Origin of the sequence: Falsiruegeria litorea R37, assembly GCF_900172225.1 — a bacterium.
GTDB classification, from domain to species: Bacteria; Pseudomonadota; Alphaproteobacteria; order Rhodobacterales; family Rhodobacteraceae; genus Falsiruegeria; species Falsiruegeria litorea.
This window is the reverse complement of the sequence record NZ_FWFO01000001.1, coordinates 1,960,011-1,973,180: the sequence shown is the minus strand read 5'-3', so window position 1 is coordinate 1,973,180 and position 13,170 is coordinate 1,960,011. Positions and strand designations below refer to the sequence as shown.

Genomic DNA, 13,170 nt, shown 5'->3' with positions numbered 1-13,170 from the left:
GTCCATTCACCCTGTCAGCAGGTCGCGGAACTGCTCTTTCAACTCGCGTTTCAGAACCTTGCCTGTCGCGCCCAGTGGCAAGGCATCGACAAAGACAGCCCGATCAGGGATCTGCCATTTCGCAACCTTGTCATCGAACCAGCTTAGAACTTGCGCTTCGCTTACATCCTGGTCCGGGGCCCGAACGGCGACGATCACGGGGCGTTCATCCCATTTGGGATGAGGCAGGCCGATGGCCGCCGCACTGGCCAGCTGCGGATGTCCCACAGCGATGTTTTCCAGCTCGACCGAGCTGATCCATTCGCCGCCCGATTTGATGATGTCCTTGGACCGATCGCGGATTGTCATGTAGCCGTCCGCATCCAACGTGGCCACATCGCCGGTCGCAAACCAGCCGTCCTGCAACAGCTCTTCACCCTGTTTCAGGAAATAGCTGTCGAGCACCCAATGCCCGCGCACCATCAGGTCGCCTTGGGTCTTGCCATCATGCGGCAGATCCTTCCCCTGATCATCCACGATCTTGAGCTCGACCCCAAACGGCGGACGCCCTTGATTTTCGCGCAGCTTGTGCTGCTCCTCCGCTGGCAAATCCAGATGCTTGGCCAGCAGCGTGTTGGTGGACCCCAGCGGGCTCATCTCGGACATACCCCAGGCGTGGATCGTCTCCACGCCATAGACATCCCGAAACTCCTCCATCATCGACGGCGGACAGGCCGAGCCGCCAATTACCGTGCGCGTCAGGCTTTCAAGCGTAGTGTCGGTCTCGCGGGCAAAGGCCAAGAGCCCGGCCCAGATCGTCGGTACACCTAGCGCCAGCGTGACGCCATAGCTGTCTATCAGCCCCACCAGCGCCTCGCCCTGCAGATCGGCGCCTGGCAACACCATGCGCGCGCCAGACATGGCGCATGCATAGGGAGACCCCCAGGCGTTGACGTGGAACATGGGCACCACCGGCATCACCACATCGCGGGCAGAATAGCCGACGCAATCCAGTGTATTGGACGCGAAACTGTGCAATACCGTTGACCGATGGGAATAGAGAACACCCTTGGGGTTACCCGTTGTTCCCGATGTATAACAAAGGCTTGAGGCCGTATTTTCATCTAACTCTGGCCACGCGAAACTTACATCTCCGTCGGCTATCAACTCGTCATAAAACTTGAGCCCCGGAAGTTTCGCTGCCGCATCTTCGTTGCGCGGCCCCATCAACACCACATGCTCCAGCGTCTTGAGCTTGTCCAAAAGCGGCCCGATCAGCGGCACAAAGGTCTCGTCCAGAAACAGCACCTTATCCTGGGCATGGTTGACGATATAGATAAGCTGCTCGGGGAAGAGCCGCGGGTTGATGGTGTGGCAGACGAACCCCGCCCCGGACGTGCCATAGTAGATTTCCAAATGGCGACGGTTGTTCCACGCCAAGGTCGCACAGCGCGTCTGCGGCTCTAGCCCCAGGGCGGTCAAGGCCGAGCCCAAACGGCGGGCATTGGCCGCGATCCCGGCCCAATTGGTCTGCTCGACCCCTCCACCCGCTTTGACCGACCAGATCTCGGTCTGACCATGATAGCGCGCGGCATGATCAATGAGCGATGAAATCAGCAAGGGTTGCTTCATCATTTGTCCGAGCATTTCAAATCCTCCCATGCGTCCGCCCGCGCGCCGACCCGGTTCAGGTTCAGGCGGGGCGCTCCTGTCAATTGTCAGACAATTGATACAGGCGTGATCTGTCAAGACTTAACCGTGACGGAACGTAGGCAAACCGCATGGGCTTGCGCCACGTCAACGGGACCACTAGCAGTTTGGACATGGATATTCGTTTTCACACCCCATTGACTGCCAAAGAACAATTGGGCTTTGGTCTTGATGCCCCGCAACCGCTTGCCTTGGCCGACAAGGTCCGTTTTGCCGAGTTGGACCCGCTAAACCACGTCAACAACAAGGCTTACATCGAATGGTTCGAGACGCTGCGGGTGTCGTATTTCGATAATCTCTGCGCGTTTTGCTACGACGGGCTTGAAGCCCCTCGGCTCGTGATCCGCAGCGCAAATATCCACTATGTCCGAGAAATGGTGATGGATGAGGTCTATGTCACCACGGCGCGTGTCACCGGGTTTCGCAACACGTCCTTTACCATCGAGCAACAGCTTTGGTCCGGTGATCTGCGTGCGACGCTGACCGGAGTGATGGTCACATTGCGTGGCGACGGGTCGGGACGCTATCCGCTGCCCCAATCCCTGCGCGAGGTCTTTATCAAACGCGACGGCGCAACGCCCGAAGGATAGATTAGCCTCGGTGTTTCAGGACAAAGCCGACCAAAGCGGCGGTCGAGCCATCTTTCCCCTCGGCGCTTTGCTCGCCATCCACAATGGGCGCAAGTGAGGTTGCAAGCTCTTTGCCCAACTCCACCCCCCATTGGTCGAATGAGTTGATGCCCAGGATCACACCCTCGACAAACACGCGGTGTTCATACAGCGCGATGATCTGGCCCAGTACAAAGGGTGTGAGCTTTGGGTAAACCAACGTCGTCGACGGACGATTACCTGCAAAAACCCGGTGCCGCGCCTGACGGTCCAATTCATCGCCAGTCAGCCCTTTGGCCGCCATCCTCTCGCGGGCCTCGTCAAGGGACCGCCCGCGCATCAGCGCCTCGGATTGGGCCAGGCAATTGGCAACCAGCAAGCGGTGGTGATGGGCCAGATCTGGCTCGTGCCCTTCGGCCGCGATCATGAACTCGCACGGTACAACACCGGTACCCTGATGGATCAGCTGATAAAACGCGTGCTGACCGTTGGTTCCCGGCTCGCCCCAGACAACAGGCCCTGACGGCACGGTGAGAGAACTTCCACTCATCGCAACGGATTTGCCATTCGATTCCATTTCCAGCTGTTGGAAATAGGCCGGAAGCCGCGACAGCCGCTGATCATAGGGCAACACCGCGCGGGTGGGATAGCCACAGATCTGATGGTGCCAAAGACCGGTCAACGCCAGCAGAACCGGCATGTTCTCGGCCCATGCCGCGGACCGGAAATGCAGGTCCATCGCCTGTCCGCCGCGCAAGAAGGCATCAAAGGCCTGCGGCCCCATGGCCAGGATCACCGGCAACCCGATTGGCCCCCAGACAGAATAGCGCCCGCCAACCCAATCCCCGAACCCGAATACGCGCTCGGCCGGGATCCCAAAGGCTTCGGTCTTGTCGAGCGCCGTAGAAACGGCCGCAAATTGCCCAGCCGGATCACCACCACCATCCAGCATCCAGGCCCGCGCAGTGCGCGCGTTGGTCATGGTTTCAGTCGTGGTGAATGACTTGGAGGCAACAATCACCAACGTCCGGGTTGGGTCCAGGGGGCGCAGAACATCGGAAACATGCGCCCCGTCCACATTGGACACAAAATGACAGACCGGACCGTCGTGATAGGGTTCCAGGGCCAAAGTGGCCATCGCCGGTCCCAGATCCGAGCCCCCGATGCCGATATTGACCACATCCGTGATCGACCCACCGGCCCCGGCGAAGGCGCCCTTGCGCACATCCTCGGCAAATGAGCGCATGCGCGCCAGCGTATCCAGCACGCCGGGCATCACGTCCTGACCGTCCACCAGAACCGACCCGCCGTCCAGATTGCGCAGTGCCGTATGCAGCACCGCGCGCCCCTCTGTCTCGTTGATCGCAGCGCCCGTAAACATCGCATCGCGGTGCCTGCTCAGATCAACCTTTTCACACAATTCGATCAGCGCCGCGCGCACTGCATCATCGATCAAGGTCTTGGAATAGTCGAACCGCATATCGCCCGTCTCGACCGAGAACCCATCGGCCCGCGCGCCATCGCGCTCAAACAGATCCATGATCCAACGATTCTTGTTTTCGTCGCGCAGGTGGTTCAGTTCATCCCACATAGATTTCCCTATTCTGCCCAATACACGTTGGTGTTGTTCAACACGGCCGAGATCGGCGCCTCTTCGGGGGGCATGGTCATGGCGCGGTCCAGTGCATCGCGCTTTTCAGGCCCGAAGATCACCAGATGCTTGGACAGAGCCCCGTCCAGCACGGAACCCGTCAGCGACACACGTGCCTCGGGTTGTGTTTCGGGGCGGGCCACTGTCAGCACCGGCGCGTCCGAGGCCAGAGCGGCGTCCAGCCCCTCCATCCCTGGGAACAACGAGGCGGTGTGCATATCGTTGCCCATGCCCAACAACAGCACCGACAGCGGAAAATGCGGGGCCAGCATCGTTTCTGTTTCAGCCAGGTTCTGCTCTGGCGTGCCGCCGCCAAAGAGCGGCAGGAACACGGCGGATGACGCACGGTTGGTCAACAGCCGTTCCTTGATCAGCTTTGCGTTCGAGCGATCATCGCCTTCGTCAACACAACGCTCATCCGTGGGCAGCACATGCACCCGGTCCCACTCCAGATTGGCCGCACAGAGCGCGTCAAAGACCGGCCCTGGCGTGGTTCCGCCCGGCACCGCAAAGGATACCGTCTCGTGATGCAAAAGCGCCGTTTCCAAAGCCCCTGCCAAAACGTTGGCCACATCAATGGCCAGCATGTCTCGATCTGCGTATTCCACCAGTCTCATAGGCTCACTCTCAGGGGTTGATCCCCTGCCAACGGCGACCGTCGCGTTTGATCAGCAGCTCGGCGTCGCCGGGACCCGTGCTGCCGCTTTCATAAGGTTTGGGAACGTCGCCGCGCGACTCCCATCCTGCGATCACCGGATCGGTCCAGGCCCAGGCGGCCTCGACCTCGTCCCCGCGCATGAACAATGTCTGGTTGCCGCGCACAACATCCATGATCAACCGCTCATAAGCGTCGGGGGGATCCTGCCCCTCGGGACCCAAGGCCTCGGCAAAGGACATGTCCAGCGGCACATCCACCAGACGCATGCCACCCTGCCCCGGTTCCTTGATGGTCACCTTGAGCGTGATGCCCTCGTTCGGCTGCAAGCGGATCGACAAGACGTTGGCATGACGCCCCGCATCCGCACCAAAGATCGAATGCGGCGCGTCCTTGAACATGACGTTGATCACGGACGACCGCGCCTTGAGCCGCTTACCGGTGCGCAGATAGAACGGCGTGCCGGCCCACCTCCAATTGCTGATGTGGGTGCGTAACGCGATATAGCTTTCTGTGGTTGAACGTGGATTGCCGACTGCTTCGCGATAGCTGGGGTGTTCTTCGGCCTCGCCCTCGCGCGCCAGATACTGGCCACGGACGATATGGTGCGGCTCGACCGGATCAAGTGCGCGGATCACTTTCAGCTTTTCGTCGCGCACCGCGTCGGGATCAAACTTGGCTGGCGGCTCCATCGCGATCAGGCAAAACAGCTGCATCAGATGGTTCTGCATCATGTCGCGCATCGCGCCCGCGCGGTCATAGTATTCGCCCCTGCCGCCGACACCGACGCTTTCGGCCACGGTGATCTGGATGTGATCGACATATTGGCTGTTCCAAAGGGGCTCAAACAGCATGTTGCCAAAACGGACCGCCATCAGGTTCTGAACCGTCTCTTTGCCCAGATAGTGGTCGATGCGGTAAATCTGCCCTTCATGGAAATGATCGGCGAGCGTGGCGTTCAACGCCTTGGCGCTGTCCAGATCATGACCGAAGGGTTTTTCGACGACAATCCGCGTTTGATCGTTGGCAAGCCCATGCGCCTTGGTCCGCTGCGCCAAAGGCCCAAACAGACGCGGCCCGACCGAGAAGTAATAGGCGCGCACCCGGTCCCCATTGATCTTGCTGGCCAGTTCGTGCCACCCCTCATCGCCCAAGGCATCAACGGCAACATAGTCCAGACAAGACAAGAACCCCTCTAGCGTTCCATCTTCGCAATGACGGGGTGTCGAAAACTCACGGATCGCCTCAGCAACGAAACTGCGATACGCATCTGCGTTTTGCGTCCGTCGAGCAGCCCCAATAATGCGGGCGTCTTGGGGAATCTGACCGGCACAATACCTACGAAACAACGCAGGCAGGATCTTGCGTCTGGCAAGATCGCCTGTCCCACCAAATATGACGAGGTCAAACGGCTCGACCGGTATGACACGTGAAACCATGTTACGTCCCTAAGCCCTTTGCCTGTCAAAAATCAACGATAGCGCAAACAACTGTTCATTCCCAAAGCTTCACAAGTCCGTCAGACGTTCTCTGGCGACTTTAACTTTTTTCACCAAATAGGCTAGATCAAACCTCGAGCAGCAAGGTGAAAGCTAATGAAAGATCTCGAATCGCAGATTGCCAATGTCGGCAAGTTCCAAGACAGTTTCGTGACGGCCAAAGGCGAAACCCGCGCCTCGGTTTCACTGACCCACCCCGAAACGCTGTGGTTCAACACGGGAACGCTGTGTAATATCGAATGCGTGAACTGCTACATCGAAAGCAGCCCCACCAATGACGCGCTGGTCTATATCACAGCGGGTGAGGTGCGGAGCTATCTGGATCAGATCGAAGAGCGCAATTGGCCCATCCGCGAGATCGCGTTCACCGGCGGTGAGCCCTTCATGAACCCCCAGATGATCGACATGACCCGCGCGGCCCTGGACCGTGGGTTCGAAGTTCTGATTCTCACCAACGCCATGCGCCCGATGATGCGCAAGTCGATGCGCGAAGGGTTGCTTTCCCTGCAAGAAGAATACGCCGACAAACTCACCTTGCGCATTTCCGTCGATCACTATCGTCCCGATCTGCATGACGAAGAACGCGGCAAAGGCAGCTTTGCCAAGACGCTGGAAGGGATGCAGTGGCTACGCGACAACGGCTTCAAGATGGCCATCGCAGGCCGCACCCTTTGGGACCATGACGAGGTTCAAAGCCGCGCAGGCTATGCTGCATTTTTTGCGGAACATGGCTTTGACATCGATGCGCGGAACCCCGGCCAGACCGTCCTGTTCCCGGAAATGGACGAAACCGTCGAGGTGCCCGAAATCACCACCGCGTGCTGGGGTATCCTGGGCAAAAGCCCTGACGCTGTCATGTGTTCAAGCTCACGCATGGTTGTGAAACGCAAAGGCGCCGAGAAACCCGCAGTACTGGCCTGTACTCTGCTACCTTATTCGCCCGAGTTTGAGATGGGCCATTCCCTGCAAGAAGCCGAAGCCGACGTGCAGTTGAACCACCCCCACTGCGCCAAGTTTTGTGTTCTGGGTGGGGCCAGCTGTTCAGCCTGATACACAGAATTCTCCCCGATTTCCGATACCTTTGTTCGCTTGGCCGTAAAATGGTCAACCTTTCTTCGAACTTGTGCTGATCTCACGCAATAATCCAACACGCATTAAATAAAGAATATGGCAGGTTACAATGGTAGAAAGAACAATTCTCGCGGCGCCGAGCGCCGCACTTACAGTTGCCTTTAGTTCGCCATTTCTGGCGCCCGGAAGCTCGATCATCAACAACTCGAGTTCTCCGAATGGCACGATTTACAACTTCAATGGTGGCCTTAGTGAGATCATCACCATTGACGACACCAACAACACCGACGTCTTCGACGATGATGATCGCTTCAACCATATCGTCGTTGATGGGGGGACACTGGTTGCCAATGGGACGACTGTGGAATCCGAGTCCCTGATCGTACTTCGCGAACTTGACGGAGACGGCAACCCGATCGGCGATGAGATTACGATCAACGTCTATTCGCAAAACGGGCAAACGTCGAACATCTGGGGGTTTTCAGCCACCGACTTTCTTGAGTCCGGCAAGCAGTACATCAAGGTTGGCGGCTCAAACAATGGCGACTCGAACTATACCGAGTTGGTCCCGTGTTTTGCTGCGGGAACCATGATCAAGGAAGGCCGCAAACAAGTTCCCGTCGAAACCATCTCGCGTGGAGATCGCATCTGGACCCAGTCTCACCGGCGGAGAATGGTGGCTTGGGCGGGTTCAACCACCGTCAATGGACGCGGTAAGTTTGCGCCGGTTCGCTTTGAGGTCGGCGTTCTGGGAAACTCCGAGCCCCTTTTGGTGTCACCAAACCACCGGATGCTTCATTTTTCGACGCAGTCGCATCTTTTGTTCGCAGACCAACCAGTTCTGATCCCTGCTCGCTTTTTTGTCGGGCTTTCGGGCGTTGAACGTGCTCCCCAGGACCTCATCACCTATTACCATTTCATGTTTCAGGGTCACGCCATCGTCGAAGCAAACGGTTGCCTGACTGAAAGCTTCTACCCGGGCGCTCAGGCTTTGACCGGGTTGGAACAGGCCTGTCGTCAAGAGATCTTTGAGCTATTCCCCGAACTCAAGGCTTTGCCGGAAGAACCGTTCCCCATGATCGCGCCAGAATTGCGGTCTTATGAGGCCAAGGTCGTCCTGGGAACTCAAGTTGACTGACAAATGGGTTAGTTCAAACGAAACTCACCGACCACATTGCGCCACTCACCAGGAGATATCATCTTTCGGTGAGTGAAGCGCACGGAATGCAGCGGGCCCTCAATTTCTCGCTGCCAGAATTCGACAAATTTAAACAGCTTGGGATGATCCGGTGCCAGATCGTAGTCCTGCCAGACGAATGTGTTCAGCACGTGTATGTAATCAGGCATGTGATAGAAGAATTCTGCAGTCGTCAGCCCATACCCTTTGAGCATCAATTCCGTTTCGTTCTGCTCCATTTTTCGACCTCCATTTCTGGTTCGGTCCCTTCACCGTAACACAAGATTGGTTAATCACTTCCAAAAACAACGCGTTACTGTTTCGTGACGGTTTTCTGACAGATGCGTGAGCAGCTTGCTTGCACCCCATATGCCCCTTCTGATAAGGTACATCCACAAGATATAGACCCTGGACAAAGATCGGGCAGCATACGTGAGCGATACGCCAGAAACCCCTGAAAACATGGACGAAACCCCGCCCGAGCGCCCCGCATACGACGGGCCGACGGTGTCCATCGAATCCGAGATGAAGACCTCGTATCTCGATTACGCGATGTCGGTGATCGTCTCTCGGGCCATTCCCGACCTGCGCGACGGTCTGAAACCGGTACACCGGCGCATCCTTTACGCGATGCACGAGACCGGAAACACCCACGACAAGTCCTATCGCAAATCGGCCCGCCCGGTTGGTGATGTGATGGGTAAATACCACCCCCATGGGGACAGCGCGATCTACGACGCGCTTGTGCGAATGGCGCAAGACTTCTCAATGTCGTTGCCTCTTCTCGATGGTCAGGGCAACTTTGGCTCGATGGACGGCGACAACCCGGCGGCCATGCGCTACACCGAAGTGCGCATGGACAAGCCTGCAGGTGCGCTGCTGGCCGATATCGAAAAAGAGACGGTCGATTTCCAGGACAACTATGATGGCAAGGACAAGGAACCGACGGTCCTGCCCGCCCGGTTCCCGAACATGCTGGTCAATGGTGCCGGCGGTATCGCGGTTGGTATGGCCACCAACATCCCGCCGCACAACCTGGGCGAAGTGGTTGACGCTACGCTGGCCCTGATCGACGACCCGGATCTGACATCCGAACAGCTGATCGACTACATCCCTGGCCCCGACTTCCCCACGGGTGGTGTGATGCTGGGCCGTTCAGGTGCGCGCAAGGCGTATCTGGAAGGGCGCGGTAGCGTCATCATCCGCGCCAAGACCCGTGTCGAAGAGATCCGTCGCGATCGCTATGCCATTGTCGTGGACGAGATCCCCTATCAGGTAAACAAGGCCTCGATGATCGAAAAGATCGCCGAAGCGGTGCGCGAAAAGCGCATCGAAGGCGTCAGCCACGTGCAGGACGAATCCGACCGCAACGGTGTTCGCGTGGTGGTCGAGCTGAAACGTGACGCGACGCCCGAAGTGGTGCTGAACCAGCTTTATCGGTTCTCGCCGATGCAGACGTCGTTCGGCTGCAACATGCTGGCGCTGAACGGCGGACGACCTGAACAGTTGACCCTGCGCCGGTTCCTGACGTCCTTCATCGACTTCCGCGAGGATGTCGTGGCCCGTCGCACCGCCTATGACTTGCGCAAAGCACGCGAACGCAGCCATATCTTGTGTGGCCTGGCTGTCGCCGTTTCGAACGTGGACGAAGTTGTTGCCACCATCCGCTCGTCTGCTGACGCGGCCGAGGCGCGTGAAAAGCTGATGACCCGTCGCTGGCCTGCGGCCGAGATCGAAAGCTATCTGCGTCTGATCGACGATCCGCTCTCGAAAATGAACGACGATGGCACCTATAACCTGACCGAAGTTCAGGCCCGCGCCATCCTTGATCTGCGGCTGCAGCGCCTGACCCAGATCGGGGTGAAGGAAGTCACCGACGAGTTGGAAGAACTGGCAGCCAAGATCAAGGAATACCTCGATATTCTGTCGTCGCGCGAACGCATCATGTCGATCATCGGTGACGAACTGCGCGAGGTGCGCGAAAAGTTCGCCGTCGACCGCCGCACCGAGATCGTTGACTGGTCCGGTGACATGGAAGACGAGGACCTGATCGAGCGTGAGGACATGGTCGTGACCATCACCTCGGGCGGCTACATCAAGCGCACGCCACTAGCCGATTTCCGCGCTCAAAAGCGCGGTGGCAAGGGGCTGTCGGGAATGCAAACCAAAGAAGAGGACGTTGTTACCACCCTCTTTGTGGCCAACACGCATACCCAGCTCTTGTTCTTTACCACCGATGGCATGGTCTACAAGCTCAAGACCTGGCGCCTGCCCCAATCGGGCCGCACCGGCAAGGGCAAGGCGATCGTCAACATCTTGCCGATCCCTACGGGTGTTTCCATCGCGGCGATCATGCCCGTGGATGTGCCAGAGGATGAGTGGGAGAACCTGCAGATCGTCTTTGCCACCAGCGCGGGCGACGTGCGCCGCAATGCGTTGAGCGATTTCACCAACGTGAAACGCAACGGCAAGATCGCCATGGACCTGCCTGAGGATGTGGAACTGGTCAACGCACGCATCTGTTCCGAGGATGACGATGTGATGCTTGTGACCAACGCAGGCCGCGCGATCCGCTTCCAGACTACGGATGTGCGCGTGTTCAAGGGCCGCAAATCGACCGGGGTACGGGGCATCAAGCTGAACGGCAATGACAATGTGGTGTCGATGTCAGTGATCCGTCATTTCGAGGCGACCTCGGACGAGCGTTCTGCCTATCTTAAAATGCGCCGCGCGGTGGCCGGTTTGGCTGATGACGCCGAAGCCTCGGACGAGGAAGGCAATGCAATGGCGACGATCAGCCAGGAACGCTATGCCGAGATGTCGGCGGCCGAGAACCTGATCCTCACCATCACCGAAGGCGGTTCAGGAAAACTCAGCTCCAGCCACGACTACCCAGTGCGCGGTCGCGGTGGCATGGGCGTTGCGGCGATGGACAAGGCAATGCGCGGCGGAGAATTGATCGCCTCCTTCCCGGTAGAGATTGATGATCAGATCATGCTGGCCACGTCCAAAGGGCAGTCGATCCGGGTGCCAGTCGATGGGATCTCCTTCCGCTCACGCAGCGCCGGTGGCGTTAAGGTGTTCAACACAGGCAAGGGTGAAAGCGTCGTCAGCGTGGCTTGGATTGCGGATCAAGGCGACGAGGACGAAGACGGCGAGAGCTGATCTCTTTCACAGAACTGGAAACAACAAACCGCCCCGGATCGAACCGGGGCGGTTTTTCATTGTTTGACGGAGAAACTCCCGCCCGTCGATCAGGCATCAAAGATGCCTTCCTCCCGTTGGGCCGGGCCTCGCTCTGCTCGGCGGTGGCGCCCAAATGCGAGGCCACACTGATTGGTCGATCACAGGCTGTAGATGCCGCTGAATTTCTTCTCGATGTAGTCCAGCAGCGCCTCTGGCCCCGGCACCTTGCCGCTGGCGCGCTCGATCACATCGCGCGGCGCATAGAGGCTGCCGTGACGCTGCAGGTTCTCGCGCAGCCAGCCTGTTGCCCCTGATGTGTCGCCCTGGGCCAGTTGGTCGTCCAGGTTTGGCACGGCGTCGCGCAGCGCCTCATACAGGCAGCCAGCATAGACGTTGCCAAGCGAATAGGTTGGGAAATAGCCAAACAGGCCAACCGACCAATGCACATCCTGCAAGCACCCGTTCGATGGCCGGTCGACGTCATAGCCGAAATCGGCCTTGAAGCGATCATTCCAGGCAGCTTCGATGTCCGACACCTGCAAGTCGCCCCGCATCAGGGCGCGTTCCAGATCAAACCGCAGCATGATGTGCAGGTTGTACTGAACCTCGTCCGCTTCGGTCCGGATATAGCCGTTCTGGACCCGATTGACGGCGGCATAGAATTCATCTGCAGTGTTCAGGCCAAAGTCGCCAAATGCGTTTTTCATCTGCTCAAACAGCCAACCGGTAAAGGCGCGCGAGCGGCCGAGCTGGTTTTCGTAGATCCGGCTTTGGCTTTCATGCACCCCCATCGAAACACCACGCCCCAGCGGGGTGAGTTCAAATGACTGGTCGATGCCCTGTTCATAGGCGGCGTGGCCGACCTCGTGGATGGTGGAATAGAAGCAGTTGAACGGATCGGTGGGACTGGTCCGGGTGGTGATCCGCACATCCGAGCCGCTGCCCGAACTGAAGGGGTGCACCGCCTTGTCGACGCGGCCCTTGCTCATGTCGTAGCCAAAGGTTTTGGCGAGTTGCCGCGACAGCTTCATCTGGGCACCTTCGTCGAACTCTCCGACAACGCCTTTTGGCATCGGTTGCTCCAGAACGGCAGCGCGCAAAGCCACCAGACGCGGGCGCATGGTATCAAAAATTGCGGCGATCTCGTCGCTGGTGGTATAAGGCTCATAATCCTCGACCAACGCGTCATTGATGTCGCCACCATTCGCCAGCGCCGCTCCCTCTTCACGCCGCAGCGCGACCACCTCTTCGAGAACCGGCAGAAAGGCAGCCACATCTTCATCGGCGCGGGCCTGGGCCCATTTGCCTTGTGCCTCGGACGTCACCTGCGCCAGCTTTTTCGCCAGATCAGCGGGCACCTTTTGAGCACGCTCATAGGCTCGGCGGATCTCGCGCAGCTGCGCAGTCCCGGCCTCATCCGGGGCCTCGGCAGCCTCCAGCCAGTCCGCTACGCGCGGGTCGGATTTACGGGCGTGCAGAACGGCCTCGATCGCGGCCATTTCCTGTCCACGCTGACCCGCGGCGCCCCTTGGCATGACTGTTTCCTGATCCCAGCCCAGACGCCCGGCGATCTGCCCCAGGGCAGATGTATCGCGTTGAAAGGCCATCAATTGGTCAAATGCAGTCATGTGGGG

Annotated in this window: 10 protein-coding genes; 4 read left to right on the top strand and 6 right to left on the bottom strand. The window is 58.6% G+C overall.

The window, feature by feature from the left end:
* Positions 1–6: 6 nt before the first annotated feature.
* Positions 7–1,626 carry a long-chain-fatty-acid--CoA ligase gene (locus tag TRL7639_RS09665; protein WP_085795480.1) on the bottom strand — a complete coding sequence of 540 codons (1,620 nt, stop codon included), beginning with the start codon at positions 1,624–1,626 and terminating at the stop codon, positions 7–9.
* 176 nt (positions 1,627–1,802) lie between these two features.
* Between TRL7639_RS09665 and TRL7639_RS09660 the strand changes: the two genes are divergently transcribed.
* Positions 1,803–2,279, top strand: coding sequence for an acyl-CoA thioesterase (locus TRL7639_RS09660; RefSeq protein WP_085796353.1), 477 nt, complete (start codon positions 1,803–1,805; stop codon positions 2,277–2,279).
* Position 2,280: 1 nt separating this feature from the next.
* On the opposite strand, the gene pgi is transcribed toward TRL7639_RS09660, so the two are convergent.
* From pgi to zwf, 3 genes are read right to left on the bottom strand one after another with little or no spacing between them, the layout of a single operon-like run.
* On the bottom strand, positions 2,281–3,888 hold the full coding sequence (gene pgi / locus TRL7639_RS09655; protein ID WP_085795479.1) for a glucose-6-phosphate isomerase: 1,608 nt from the start codon (positions 3,886–3,888) through the stop codon (positions 2,281–2,283).
* Positions 3,889–3,896: 8 nt separating this feature from the next.
* Positions 3,897–4,565, bottom strand: coding sequence for a 6-phosphogluconolactonase (gene pgl, locus TRL7639_RS09650; protein WP_085795478.1), 669 nt, complete (start codon positions 4,563–4,565; stop codon positions 3,897–3,899).
* Positions 4,566–4,575: 10 nt separating this feature from the next.
* Entirely contained in the window at positions 4,576–6,042 is a 1,467-nt protein-coding gene (zwf, locus tag TRL7639_RS09645; RefSeq protein ID WP_085795477.1) for a glucose-6-phosphate dehydrogenase, read from the bottom strand.
* 156 nt (positions 6,043–6,198) lie between these two features.
* Between zwf and TRL7639_RS09640 the strand changes: the two genes are divergently transcribed.
* Both TRL7639_RS09640 and TRL7639_RS09635 read left to right on the top strand, forming a co-directional pair.
* A complete protein-coding gene (locus tag TRL7639_RS09640) occupies positions 6,199–7,152 on the top strand; it encodes a radical SAM protein (RefSeq protein ID WP_085795476.1) in 954 nt (317 codons plus the stop codon).
* Positions 7,153–7,282: 130 nt separating this feature from the next.
* The gene (locus TRL7639_RS09635; RefSeq protein WP_085795475.1) at positions 7,283–8,311 is read left to right on the top strand and encodes a Hint domain-containing protein; all 1,029 of its coding nucleotides are present in this window, start codon (positions 7,283–7,285) and stop codon (positions 8,309–8,311) included.
* Between the two features lie 8 nt (positions 8,312–8,319).
* On the opposite strand, the gene TRL7639_RS09630 is transcribed toward TRL7639_RS09635, so the two are convergent.
* Positions 8,320–8,589, bottom strand: a complete 270-nt coding sequence (locus tag TRL7639_RS09630) for an usg protein (protein ID WP_085795474.1) — start codon at positions 8,587–8,589, stop codon at positions 8,320–8,322.
* A 193-nt stretch (positions 8,590–8,782) separates the two neighbouring features.
* Between TRL7639_RS09630 and gyrA the strand changes: the two genes are divergently transcribed.
* Positions 8,783–11,515, top strand: coding sequence for a DNA gyrase subunit A (gyrA, locus tag TRL7639_RS09625; protein WP_235820294.1), 2,733 nt, complete (start codon positions 8,783–8,785; stop codon positions 11,513–11,515).
* A gap of 179 nt (positions 11,516–11,694) precedes the next feature.
* Here gyrA and TRL7639_RS09620 read toward each other — a convergent pair whose 3' ends face one another.
* Entirely contained in the window at positions 11,695–13,164 is a 1,470-nt protein-coding gene (locus tag TRL7639_RS09620; protein ID WP_085795472.1) for a carboxypeptidase M32, read from the bottom strand.
* Between the last annotated feature and the right edge of the window lie 6 nt (positions 13,165–13,170).

Bases quoted from the DNA above. Each gene is read 5' to 3' on its own strand.
- TRL7639_RS09635 (WP_085795475.1), top strand. From the start codon at position 7,283: ATGGTAGAAAGAACAATTCTCGCGGCGCCGAGCGCCGCACTTACAGTT.
- TRL7639_RS09630 (WP_085795474.1), bottom strand. From the start codon at position 8,589: ATGGAGCAGAACGAAACGGAATTGATGCTCAAAGGGTATGGGCTGACG.
- TRL7639_RS09665 (WP_085795480.1), bottom strand. From the start codon at position 1,626: ATGCTCGGACAAATGATGAAGCAACCCTTGCTGATTTCATCGCTCATT.
- pgi (WP_085795479.1), bottom strand. From the start codon at position 3,888: ATGTGGGATGAACTGAACCACCTGCGCGACGAAAACAAGAATCGTTGG.
- TRL7639_RS09660 (WP_085796353.1), top strand. From the start codon at position 1,803: ATGGATATTCGTTTTCACACCCCATTGACTGCCAAAGAACAATTGGGC.
- TRL7639_RS09620 (WP_085795472.1), bottom strand. From the start codon at position 13,164: ATGACTGCATTTGACCAATTGATGGCCTTTCAACGCGATACATCTGCC.
- zwf (WP_085795477.1), bottom strand. From the start codon at position 6,042: ATGGTTTCACGTGTCATACCGGTCGAGCCGTTTGACCTCGTCATATTT.
- pgl (WP_085795478.1), bottom strand. From the start codon at position 4,565: ATGAGACTGGTGGAATACGCAGATCGAGACATGCTGGCCATTGATGTG.
- TRL7639_RS09640 (WP_085795476.1), top strand. From the start codon at position 6,199: ATGAAAGATCTCGAATCGCAGATTGCCAATGTCGGCAAGTTCCAAGAC.